Source organism: Kitasatospora sp. NPDC101157 (assembly GCF_044768255.1).
Taxonomy (GTDB): domain Bacteria; phylum Actinomycetota; class Actinomycetes; order Streptomycetales; family Streptomycetaceae; genus Kitasatospora.
In genome coordinates this window covers 49,886-60,676 of record NZ_JBIWPL010000017.1, presented here as the reverse complement: position 1 = coordinate 60,676, position 10,791 = coordinate 49,886, and the positions used below count along the sequence as shown (strand labels likewise).

Here is a 10,791-nt window from a genome sequence, read left to right as displayed (position 1 = left end):
GCCCCCCCACCCGGTCCCCCGCCCGGCCCCGCCCCCCCCCCACCCCCCCCGCGGGCCCGGGGGGGGGGGGGGGCGCCGCCCCCCCCCCCCCCCCCCCGGGGGGGGGGGGCGGGGGGGGCCCCCCCCGGCGGGGGGACGGCGGGAGGAGGAGCGGCGACGGCCTAGAAGAACGAGTCGTCGTCCTCGTAGTAGTTGTTGACGACCACCTGGGGCTCGTCGTCGCTCAGCGCCTCGTTGAGCAGCATGCCGCCGACCAGGCCCGCCGCACCGGCGCCGAGCATGGCGCCGGTGCCGAAGCGGCGACCGCCCTGGTCCTGGTGCTGCTGGGCGGGCACCTGCGGCTGGGCCTGCTGCTGCGGGTAGCCCGCCTGCGGCGGGGTGTAGAACGGCGGGACGGTGGTCTGTACCCGCTGGGCGCAGGCGGCACAGGCCTCGACCTGGCGCGGCACGCCCCACTGAGGCTGCCACAGCACCACGGCCGAGCCGACGCCGTGGCTGGGGTCGAAGAAACACGTCACGGGGGAACTCCCTGGTACTGGCTGGGTCTTCGGAACGGTGGGAACGACGGCGGCGGGCGCGGCCGCCGGCATCGGGGGCAGCGGCGCCGGGGCCGAGGGGGCGGCCGGGGCCGGCTGGAGGACGTCGACACCGAAGTCGGTGGCGATGCCCGCGAGCCCCGAGGCGTAGCCCTGGCCGACGGCGCGGAACTTCCAGTCCGCGCCGTTGCGGTAGAGCTCGCCGAACACCATCGCCGTCTCGCTGCCCGCCTCCGGCGTCACGTCGTAACGGGCCACCTCGGCGCCGCCGTCCGCGTCGGTGAGCCGGACGTACGCGCCGCGCACCTGCCCGAAGGTCTGTCGGCGCTGCGCCGCGTCGTAGATCGCCACCGCGAAGACGACCTTCTGGACCTCGGCCGAGACGTCCGCGAGCCTGACCTCGATCCGCTCCCGGTCCTCGCCCCCGCCACCCCCGCCGTCCGCGCCGAGGTGGCGCACCGCGCCGTCCGGGCTCTGCAGGTTGTTGAAGAAGACGAAGTGCTGGTCCGTGAGGACCTTCCCGGACGCGCCGCAGAGCAGGGCGCTGGCGTCCAGGTCGTACCCGGGGCCGGCCGTCCAGCCGAGGCAGACCCGGACGGATCGCACGCCGGGCGCCTGCCGGTTCAGGGAGACGTTGCCGCCCTTCGTCAGGGCCACACTCATGGGGTTTCCTCCACCACCGTCCGAATCACGCTGTTCGACCACGACAACGCCGTGGACGCCACGCCGGTTCCCGGTGCCCCGATCAGAACCGGACGGGGAGTTCCAGCAGGCCACGGGCCCTCATGGTGGGCCGGTGGCGAAGCCGCTCGGCCGGGACGTCCAGGGCCAGCGCGGGGAAGCGGCGCAGCAGGGCGGTGAGCGCGAGCGCGGTCTCCGTCCGGGCCAGCGGGGCGCCCAGGCAGTAGTGGATGCCGTGGCCGAGCGCGAGGTGGCCGTTCTCCCGGCGGCGCAGGTCGAGCCGGTCGGGGTCGCCGAACTGCTGGGGGTCGCGGTTGGCGGAGGCGAGGGAGAGCAGCACCGTCTCCCCCGCCGGGACGCCGACGCCTCCGATGGTGACGTCCTCGCGCGGGAATCGGCGGATGGCCAGCGGGGCCGGTCCGTCGAAGCGGGCGAACTCCTCGACGGCGCCCGTGATCAGCTCCGGTTCGGCGCGCAGGGCGGCGAGCTGCTCGGGGTGGGTGAGCAGGGCGAGGACGGCATTGGCGATCAGGTGGACGGTGTTCTCGTAGCCGGCGAAGAGGATGAGGAAGGCGAGCGAGGTCAGTTCCTCCTCGCTCAACCGGTCCTGTTCGTCCCGGACGGCGATCAGGTCGGAGAGCAGGTCGTCGGCCGGCTCGGCGCGCTTGCGCTCGATCAGGCCGGTGAAGAAGGCGAGCATCGCCCTGACGGCGTCGCGGGCCTGCTCGGGGCGGTCCGGGTCCGGGGTGATCAGGGTGTCGGTCCAGGCCCGGAAGTCGTGCCGGTCGTCCTCGGGGACGCCGAGCAGGTCGCAGATGACGGTGATCGGCAGCGGCGCGGCGTAGCTCGCGAGCAGGTCGACGCGCCGGGTCGGCCCGGCGGTGTCCTCGACGGCGTCGAGGAGTTGCTCGGCGACGCGCTCGATCGGCGCGTGCAGGGCGGCCACCCGGCGCGGGGTGAAGGCCTGGACGACCAGGCGGCGGATCCGGGTGTGGTCCGGCGGGTCCATGTTGAGCAGGTTGGCGTCCAGCGCGGGCGGCAGCGCGAAACCCCGGTAGTTGCCGGGCGCGGCGTGCGTCCGGTCGAGGGCGAGTCGGGGGTCGGCGAGGGCTTGGCGGACGTCCGGGTAGCGGGTCACCAGCCAGACGGGCAGTCCGTCCGGGCCGACGATCCGCCGGACGGGCGCCTCGGCGCGCAGTTCGGCGTAGGCGCCGTAGGGGTCGGTGAGCAGGGACTTCACGGTCGGGTCGAGGGGTGTCACGCGATCAGCCTACGGGGCCTCGGAAGGCACTCTGGCGGGGCGTCAGCGCCGCACCTATTGTCAGAGTTCATGACAAACACTCGCCGCGCCGCCGACCGCACCGCACGTGCCGCCGGGCGTGCCACCGGACGCGCCTTCGGCCGGGCCGCCGCCACAGCCACCGCCCTCGCCGGGACCCTCGCCGCCCTGCTCGCCCCGGCCGCCGCCCAGGCCGCCCCGGCCGGCTGCCGGACCGTCACCACCGCGCCGCCGGACGCCGAACAGGCCCGGCTCCAGGACCCCCGGACCGCCGTCTTCACCGAACGCTCCGGCCTCGACGACCTGCTCCACGGCTTCCCCGCCGCGCTCTGCTCCGCCCGCACCGCCCACCGCGCCCAGCGGGTGGTGGACGCCTGGGGCCGCAGGCTCTGGCAGGCCGGCCTCGACCGTGCCCAGGGCCGCCGGCCCGGCGGCGAGCTGCCCGCCCTCGACGACCGTCCGCTGTACTGGACCCGGCTCGCCATGACCGTCCAACTCGCCCACTGGCAGCCCGGGTTCGACGTCGACCACGCCGAACTCCGGGCCCGCTTCGAGGACGCCTCCCGCGGGCTGGACGACGGCTTCGGCGACGAGTCCGGCCCCGACTCCGGCTCCGGCATCCGGCGGATCTTCGTCAGCGGCTTCGACCCGTACGGCCTGGACACCGAGCCGCGCCGGGCCAATCCCTCCGGCGCGGCCGTCCTCCAACTGGACGGCCGGCGGATCACCCTGGCCGACGGCAGCACCGCCGAGGTGCGGGCGGTCGTCCTGCCGGTGCGCTACGGGGACTTCGACGACGGCATCGTGGAGCGCGCCTTCGGCCCCCACCTGCGGCCCGGCGGCCCGCAGTCCGCCGACCTGATCACCAGCATCAGCCAGGGCTACCCCGGCACGTTCACCCTGGAGGCCTGGGCCGGGCGCGCCCGCTCCGCCGACCCCGCCACCGACAACGTCGGTGCGCTCTCCGGCGGCACCACGACCCACCCGGTGGACGCCCCGGGCCTGGCCGCCGGCCCGCAGTTCATCCGCACCACCCTGCCCACCGGCGCCATGACGGCCGTCCAGCAGCCGTACCCCGTTCTGCTCAACACCCCGGTCGTCGAGATCCCCGCCGGCGCCACCGCCCCGGTCCAGCGCACCGACGGCCCCACCCCCGGCTCCCGCGCCGTCGCCGGAGGCGGCGGGGGCTACCTCTCCAACGAGGTCGCCTACCGCTCCAACCGCCTTCGCCTCGCCCTCGGCCCCGGCCTGCCCGGCGGCCACCTCCACACCCCCGTGCTCACCGGTCTGCCCGACCACCAGGACCAGGTCACCTCACCGGAGTTCGAGCACAACGAGGCCGCGATCTCCGACGAGGTCCGCGCCATCCTGGGCAGCGCCCGGCTCTGAGCAACGGCGGCACGGGCCCGGTCCCTCCCCCCGGCGGCCGGGCTGCCGGTCTGCCGGTCTGCCGGTCTGCCGGGGAGAGGGCTCAGGCCGGGTGGGCGAAGCGGGCGCCTGCCGCGCGGGAGTAGCGGGTCCCCGCGGCGCGGGCGCGGGATTCGGCGATCTCGGTGCGGGCCGCCTCGCGGCCGGCCCAGTGGGAGCCCCGGACGGACTTGCCGTGTTCGAGGTCCTTGTACACCTGGAAGAAGTGGGTGATCTCCAGCAGGTCGTACTCGCGCAGGTCGCCGATGTCCTGCAGGGCGGCGTAGCGCGGGTCGTGGGCCGGGACGCAGAGGATCTTCTGGTCGGGGCCGCGCTCGTCGCGCATCACCCACATGCCGACCGCCCGGCAGGTGAGCACACAGCCCGGCACGGCGGGCTCGCCGCCGAGGACGAGGGCGTCCAGCGGCTCGCCGTCGCCGCCGAGCGTGCCCTCGACGTAGCCGTAGTCCGCGGGGTAGCGGGTGGCGGTGAAGAGCGTGCGGTCGAGGCGGATCCGGCCCGCGTCGAAGTCCATCACGTACTTGTTCCGCGACCCCTGCGGGATTTCGATCATCACGTCGAACTCGGCGGGTTCCACCGGTGGCCTCCTCCTCGGCTCGTGGGGAGATTGTCCGCCGTCCGGACTCCCCCGGCACCGTCGAAACGGCCTCCGCGGTTCACGGTCAGCCGCTAGCATCCGGGCCATGGGGAGTTGGCGGGTCACGGTCATGCACCACCATCGCACGCCGGGCGGACGTCCGCAGGGCCGCCCGGAGGGGCCGCTGGCCCGGCGGGACGGGTGGGAGGTGCACGGCGGGCACGGCGAGCTCAGCTGCGTCGACCCGACCGGTCTGGTCCGCTGGCGGCGGCCCTGCCCGGGGCGGCCGAACGCGGCGCACCTCTCCGCCGACCGGGTGCTCGTCACCACCGACTCCTTCGAGCACACGGCCCTGGGCCACCTCGGCCCGGCCCTGCTGCTGGACCTCGCCGACGGCGCACCGGTCGCCGAGCTGCCCGGCGAGCGCGGCGCGGCGATCGGCGGCGGGCGGTTCCTCCTCGGGCAGGAGGGCCACGGCGCCTTCGACACCCGGGCCCACGACCGGGACGGCGCCGTCACCGACTCCTGGCGCAGCTACGGCCACTACGTGGTCGGCGACGGCCTGCGCGTGGTCGAGACGGACCGCCGCCACCCCACCGGGAGCCGGGTGGTGCGGCTGCTGCCGGGCGGGGCGGTGGAGCGCGGCCCGCTGCTCAGCGACGCCCGGGCACCGGAGCCGCTGACGCTGCCCGACGGCACCCTGCTGGTGCTGGACGCGGGGGTGCTGCGCGCGGTCGGACCGGAGCTGGACGACACGGTGCTCGCCGAACTGCTGCCGGTCGCGCCTGAGGAGCAGCGCCGCTTCACCGGTGCGCTGAGCCGGACGGCCGAGGGGCTGACCGTGACGCTGGTCGAGCGCCACCCGACCCGGATGGGCGACTACACCACCCACACCTGGGCCCTCGGCCTGGTCGGACGGTAGCCGCCGGCGCGCCGCTCAACGGCCGGTCGGCTCCCACGGGCCCTGCTCGGGCCGCGCCTCGGTGTCCGTTCCCGGCCAGGGCGGCATGGTGACGGCGGTGATGCGCAGCGGTCCCTCGGCGTCCGGGTCGGCCCGGAACTGGAAGGCGGTGCCCAGCGGGATCGACGCCGCCGTCCCGGCCACGAGCCGGAGGATCTGCTCCCGGCCGTCCTGGCGGCGCCACAGTTCGCCGCTGCCCGCGGTGACCTGCCACAGCTCCTGCACGGTGGCGTGCGACACCGCGTGGCTGACCTGCCCGGGGACGAGCTCGAAGACGGCGAGGCTGCCCAGCCCGTCCAGCACCAGCAGCGGGCGGACCACGGCGCCGTCCGGGGCGGTCACCACCGGGGCGTCGGCGGCCTCGGCGCTCTCGAAGGGCTGGTGGGCGGGCGGTACGGCTTGATTGCTCATCCGAGGATCCGGCCTCTCGTGCGACGGAGAGTTTCCTCTCTACCCGGGAACGCCCCCGGACTACCCCGGGACGCCCCCGAACTCGCGCACCGCCTCGGTGACGATGGACTCCAGCCGGGCGTGGTGGGCGCCGCGCCAGTACGCCTGGCCGCAGTCGGTGCACTGGGCGAAGGCGTCGTAGGAGCGCTCGGTACCGTCGTGGAGCTGCTCGCGCACGGTGGTCTTGCTCACCGTGCGCAGCGCGCCGTTGCAGGTGGTGCAGCGGCTCCAGGGCGCGAGCGGCGGGGCGAAGCGGGAGAGCACGTCGCGCAGTTGCTCGGCGGGGCGGTGGCTGTAGACGTAGGCGCCGGCCCACAGTTCGCGGCGGCGCAGCAGGCCGCGGTCGCGGGAGAGCATCACCCGCTGCTCGGCGGCGGAGCGGGCGGCCAGGGCCGCGTCGCCGATGTCCGGGTTCTCGTACGCGGCGTCGACGCCGAGCAGGCGCAGTCGGCGGGCGAGGGTGCCGAGGTGGACGTCCAGCAGGAAGCGCGGCGGGGCGGGCGAGGGCTGGGGGCGGGCCACCGCCCCGACACTGACGTGCTCGCTGTCGGCCGGAACGTGCGAGTCGGGCACGGGCCTGCCGTCCACCAGCAGGGTGCCGACCTCGGTGAGCGGGACGCCCAGGGACTCGACCACGTGACCGAGGGTGGAAGTGCCGTCGGTACGCAGCGCGGTACGGCCGGCCCGTCGGGGCGCGGAGACGAAGAGGTGCAGCTCAGGGGCGAAGTCGAGCCAGATCTGGGGTCGGTCCACGCGGCCAGCATGCCAGCGGGGGGCGGGCCGGGGCCACCGTTTTCCGTCCGCCGCCGGCGGTGAGGCTTCCGGGCCGCGCCGCCCGCCCGGGGGTCGGAAGGACCCTAGGCGGCCGGGACGACCGGCACGGGCGCCGGCTGCCGGTCGCGCGCCGCCCAGCGGGCGACCGGTCCCATCGCGTACCCGGCGGCCAGGAACACCCCGCCCAGCACCAGCCAGCCCGCGAGCCCGCCCTCCAGCAGCAGCGCGGTGAGCAGCAGCGGTCCGAGGGTGCGGGCGACGGCGACGCCGGTGCCGAAGAAGCCCTGGTACTGGCCGATCCGCTCGGGCGGCGCGAGGTCGAAGCCGAGCTGCCAGGAGCCGGCCGACTGCCGCATCTCGCCGGCCACCTGGAGCACGGCCGCGACGACCAGCAGCGCGCCGAACGCCCAGACCGGCATGGTCAGGGCCGAGAGTCCGCAGACGACGCAGGAGGCGAGCAGCAGCACTCCGGAGGCGCGCACCGCCCGGACCGCCGAGTCCAGTCCGCTGACGTCGCGGGCCACCCGGACCTGGAAGGCCAGCACGGCCAGGGTGTTGAGCACGAAGAGCACCGAGCCGAGCCAGCCGAGGCCGGAGGCGCGCTGGGCGATCCACAGCGGCAGGATCAGGCTGAGCAGCGGCATCCGCAGCAGGAGCACGGTGTTGACCAGGGTGACGGCGGCGTAGCGGCGGTCGCGCAGCACGGCCAGGCGCGGGCCGGTGCCCGGCTCCTGCGGCGCGGGCGGGACTTCGGGCAGCCGCCGGAGCTCCAGCGCCCCGGCCAGGAAGCCGACCGCGGTGACGGCGAAGGCGGCGAGGTAGGCGCTCCGGGTGCCGACGGTCAGCGCGATGCCGCCGATGGCGGCGCCAACGGCCAGTCCCCCGTTGAGGGTTGACTGCAGGTGGGCGAGCAGTCCGGTCCGCTCGGCGCGCGGTACCAGGCCCGCGACCAGCGCCTGCCGGGCGGCGGTGAGGCCGGACTGCGCGGTGGCGTAGAGGCAGACCGCGAGCAGGAACGGCCCGTAGGAGCGCACCACCAGGAGGGCGGCGACCACGGCCGCCGTGCCGAGGGCGAGGGCCACGGCGGTGCGGCGGGGGCCGCGCCGGTCGGCGAGGTGGCCGAGCGGCACGCCCGCCACCGAGCCGAGCGCCCAGGCGATCGCGAGGCCGAGGCCGAGGGCGGTCGGGGACATCCCGACGACCCGGGTGAAGTAGAGCGCGGAGCAGGTGTAGTAGGCGCCGTCGCCCACCGAGCTCGCCAACTGGGCTGCGGCCAGGGTGCGCTGGGGGCCGGCGGGGGGCAGCAGGGCGAAGCCTGCGGCGCTCTGGTTCGGCACTTCTCTCCTGTCGGACGGGCGGCGCGCGGGCCGGAGGTTCACAACCGTCCGGGGCGGCTCTCAGCGGGGCACCGCCCAGCCTAGGGGCCGAATGGACCGGCAGACAGATCCAATGATCTTGAATTTTCCTGGGCCACTCAACGAGCCGTCGGCCGGCCTCCGCCGCACCGCCGGGCGAGCCGTGAACTCCCGTACGAGGACGGACGGTTGCCCGGAAGCTCCGCCCCGGACCGGCCTCACCCGCCCGTCCGAAGCGCCGTCCGTACCCGTTCCGACGCCGCCGCCGCAAGCGGACGGAAGCCCTCCACCACCCGACCGGAGGGCCAAGTTTGGTCATGTTGACCCGTCAGTAGTGCCCTCCTATGCTCAACGGCGTTCGCGATCCGGCACCGGGGCCGGGGCCGTCCGTGCCCGCCCGATCCGGCGCCGTCTCCGGCTCGAAGGGTTTCCTCCCATCAGCACCTCCACCGCCCCCTCGGACTCCGCCGGCCACCCGGGCGACGGCGGAGGAGCGGCCGGCGCCGCAGCCCCCGAGGGCATCCCGGGCCCTGCCGAGGCCAGCGGCCGCCGCCGCTTCCTCACCTACCTGCTGGCCGCCCCGACCCTCACCGTCGCCGCCCGGCTCGGCCTCGACGCCGCCGCGCCCGCCTCCGCGCGGGCCGCCGTCCGCGCCGCCGCGGCCGCCCAGGAGGCCTCCGCGCCCCCGCAGTTGCTCGGCCTGCCGGGCATCCCGGACGTCCTCGACCTCGGCGACGCGATGATCCTGGCCGGGCTGCCGACCGCACACCTGCTGGTGCTCGAAATCACCCCCACCGGGCGTGCCGCGCTCCACCTGCCCCGACTGGAGGTCGGCCAGGGCCTGACCACCGCGATCGCCGTGCTGGTCGCCGACGAGCTCGACGCCAGGCTCACCGACGTGGACGTGCCGCTCTCCGACGGCCGCCCCGAACTGCTCTTCAACCAGCTCACCGGCGGCTCCAACTCGGTGCGCTCGCTCTACGACCCGGTGCGCGCCGCGGCCGCCGCCGCCCGCGCCCGGCTGGTCACCGCCGCCGCCCGGCGCTGGAACGTTCCGGCGGGCGGACTGCGCACCGCCGACTCCGCCGTCCTGGCCCCCGACGGCCGCCGCCTCGGCTTCGGTGAACTCGCGGCCGACGCCGCCTCGGTGGTCGTGCCGGCCGTGCCCGCCACCCCCAAGTCCGCCGACCAGCGCCGCCTGGTGGGCCGGCCGACCGGACGCATCGACGCCCGCGACATCGTCACCGGACGCGCCGAGTACGCCGGGGACCTGCAGATCCCGGGCGCCGCGCCCACCGTGGTCGCCCGCCCGACCACCGTCAACGGCACCCTCAAGTCCCTGGACGCCTCCGTCGCCCGCGCCATGCCGGGCGTGCTCGCCGTGGTGCAGATCCCCACCGGCGTCGCCGTCCTCGCCGAGACCTTCGACCAGGCGCTCAAGGCCCGCGACGCGCTGCGCACCACCTGGAACCCCGGCCCGGTCGCCGACCTGTCCGACGCCGACGTCCGGGCGAAGCTGCGCGCCGCCCACGCGCCGTTCCTGCTGCCGCCGCTGCTCACCCCCTACCTGGACGGTGAGTTCGACTTCGCCTTCGTCAACCACGCCCCGATGGAGGTGCTGACCGCCGTCGCCGACGTCCGGCCGGGCCGCGCCGAGCTGTGGTTCGCCGCACAGAGCCCGATCATCGCCCAGCAGACCATCGCCGCCGAACTCGGCCTGGCGCAGGGCGCCGTGACCGTCCACGTGGTGCGCGGCGGCGGCTCCTTCGGGCGTCGGCTGTTCTTCGACGCCGCCCTGGAGGCCGCCCAGATCTCCAAGGCCGCGGGGCGTCCGGTCAAGCTGATGTGGACCCGCAACGACGACATGCGCCACGGCCGGATGCGCCCCGCCAGCCACCACCGGATCCGCGCCACCTACGGCCTCGGCCAGGTGCTCACCTGGGAGCACCGCGTCGCCACCGTCCGGACCGACCTCTCGCACGGGCTCGGCGAGGCGCTCACCGGTGCCGGGTTCAACCTCTCGGTCGCCGGGATCAGCCTGGCCCAGGCCTTCTTCCTACTCACCGAGAAGAACCCGTACGACGTCGGCATCCCCACCCAGCTGCTCGCGGAGCTGCCGCTGCGGATGCACACCGGCAGCTGGCGCTCGGTCTACTCGGGGACGGTCCGGGTCGCCGACGAGATCATGATGGACGAACTCGCCCGTCGGATGGGCCAGGACGAGGTCGCCTTCCGGCGTGCCCGGCTGCGCGACGCCGCCGGACGGGCCGTGCTGGACACCGTCGCCACGGCCGGCAGCTGGGGCCGTCCGATGCCGGCCGGCCAGGCCCAGGGCATCGGCTACCACGACGAGAACGGCGGCCGGGTCGCCTACCTGGTCGAACTCGACGCCACCGACCGGGCCAACCCCCGGGTCACCAAGGCCGTCGTCGCCGCCGACGTCGGTCAGGTCATCAACCCCCGCGGCCTGGAGGCCCAGCTGACCGGCGCCCTGAGCGACGGCATCTCGGTGATCCTCCAGGCCGGCAACCACCTCGACAACGGCGCCTTCCGGGAAGGCAGTTACGCCGACTTCCACTACGCCCGGCAGCGCAACACCCCGACCACGGTCGAGATCCATCTGATGCCGCCGAGCGGGGCCCCGGGCGGGGCCGGCGAGCTGGGCGTCCCGGCCGCCTCCGCCGCGGTCGCCAACGCCTACGCCCGGGCGACCGGTACCAGCCCGCGCTCCTTCCCGATCAACTTCTGAC

General features: G+C 75.6%; 9 protein-coding genes. 3 read left to right on the top strand and 6 right to left on the bottom strand.

Going from position 1 to position 10,791, the window contains the following annotated elements; genetic code table 11:
- Positions 1 to 161: 161 nt before the first annotated feature.
- Together ACIRVF_RS28395 and ACIRVF_RS28390 are read right to left on the bottom strand one after the other, a co-directional pair.
- On the bottom strand, positions 162 to 1,199 hold the full coding sequence (locus ACIRVF_RS28395; RefSeq protein WP_402823681.1) for a TerD family protein: 1,038 nt from the start codon (positions 1,197 to 1,199) through the stop codon (positions 162 to 164).
- A gap of 82 nt (positions 1,200 to 1,281) precedes the next feature.
- Complete coding sequence (locus tag ACIRVF_RS28390; RefSeq protein WP_402823678.1) at positions 1,282 to 2,478, bottom strand: cytochrome P450; 1,197 nt, start codon at positions 2,476 to 2,478, stop codon at positions 1,282 to 1,284.
- Positions 2,479 to 2,547: 69 nt separating this feature from the next.
- Between ACIRVF_RS28390 and ACIRVF_RS28385 the strand changes: the two genes are divergently transcribed.
- A complete protein-coding gene (locus ACIRVF_RS28385) occupies positions 2,548 to 3,885 on the top strand; it encodes a pyroglutamyl peptidase (RefSeq protein WP_402823675.1) in 1,338 nt (445 codons plus the stop codon).
- An 82-nt stretch (positions 3,886 to 3,967) separates the two neighbouring features.
- Here ACIRVF_RS28385 and ACIRVF_RS28380 read toward each other — a convergent pair whose 3' ends face one another.
- The gene (locus ACIRVF_RS28380) at positions 3,968 to 4,477 is read right to left on the bottom strand and encodes an inorganic diphosphatase (RefSeq protein ID WP_402823943.1); all 510 of its coding nucleotides are present in this window, start codon (positions 4,475 to 4,477) and stop codon (positions 3,968 to 3,970) included.
- Between the two features lie 130 nt (positions 4,478 to 4,607).
- Here ACIRVF_RS28380 and ACIRVF_RS28375 point away from each other — a divergent pair, with 130 nt between their 5' ends.
- A complete protein-coding gene (locus ACIRVF_RS28375) occupies positions 4,608 to 5,423 on the top strand; it encodes a hypothetical protein (RefSeq protein WP_402823672.1) in 816 nt (271 codons plus the stop codon).
- A gap of 15 nt (positions 5,424 to 5,438) precedes the next feature.
- Here the strand turns inward: ACIRVF_RS28375 and ACIRVF_RS28370 are convergent, their stop codons facing one another.
- From ACIRVF_RS28370 to ACIRVF_RS28360, 3 genes are all read right to left on the bottom strand, one after another.
- Positions 5,439 to 5,873, bottom strand: a complete 435-nt coding sequence (locus ACIRVF_RS28370) for a cupin domain-containing protein (protein WP_402823669.1) — start codon at positions 5,871 to 5,873, stop codon at positions 5,439 to 5,441.
- 60 nt (positions 5,874 to 5,933) lie between these two features.
- Positions 5,934 to 6,665, bottom strand: coding sequence for a Mut7-C RNAse domain-containing protein (locus ACIRVF_RS28365; protein WP_402823666.1), 732 nt, complete (start codon positions 6,663 to 6,665; stop codon positions 5,934 to 5,936).
- Positions 6,666 to 6,769: 104 nt separating this feature from the next.
- Positions 6,770 to 8,023 (bottom strand): MFS transporter, encoded by a 1,254-nt coding sequence (locus tag ACIRVF_RS28360; protein ID WP_402823663.1) that lies wholly within the window; start codon positions 8,021 to 8,023, stop codon positions 6,770 to 6,772.
- A 352-nt stretch (positions 8,024 to 8,375) separates the two neighbouring features.
- Between ACIRVF_RS28360 and ACIRVF_RS28355 the strand changes: the two genes are divergently transcribed.
- Positions 8,376 to 10,790 (top strand): molybdopterin cofactor-binding domain-containing protein, encoded by a 2,415-nt coding sequence (locus ACIRVF_RS28355; protein ID WP_402823660.1) that lies wholly within the window; start codon positions 8,376 to 8,378, stop codon positions 10,788 to 10,790.
- The last annotated feature ends 1 nt before the right edge of the window (position 10,791 follow it).

What these genes read in the sequence shown, in the direction of transcription:
- ACIRVF_RS28395 (WP_402823681.1), bottom strand. Translation starts at nt 1,199, where the DNA reads ATGAGTGTGGCCCTGACGAAGGGCGGCAACGTCTCCCTGAACCGGCAG.
- ACIRVF_RS28380 (WP_402823943.1), bottom strand. Translation starts at nt 4,477, where the DNA reads ATGATCGAAATCCCGCAGGGGTCGCGGAACAAGTACGTGATGGACTTC.
- ACIRVF_RS28375 (WP_402823672.1), top strand. Translation starts at nt 4,608, where the DNA reads ATGGGGAGTTGGCGGGTCACGGTCATGCACCACCATCGCACGCCGGGC.
- ACIRVF_RS28385 (WP_402823675.1), top strand. Translation starts at nt 2,548, where the DNA reads ATGACAAACACTCGCCGCGCCGCCGACCGCACCGCACGTGCCGCCGGG.
- ACIRVF_RS28370 (WP_402823669.1), bottom strand. Translation starts at nt 5,873, where the DNA reads ATGAGCAATCAAGCCGTACCGCCCGCCCACCAGCCCTTCGAGAGCGCC.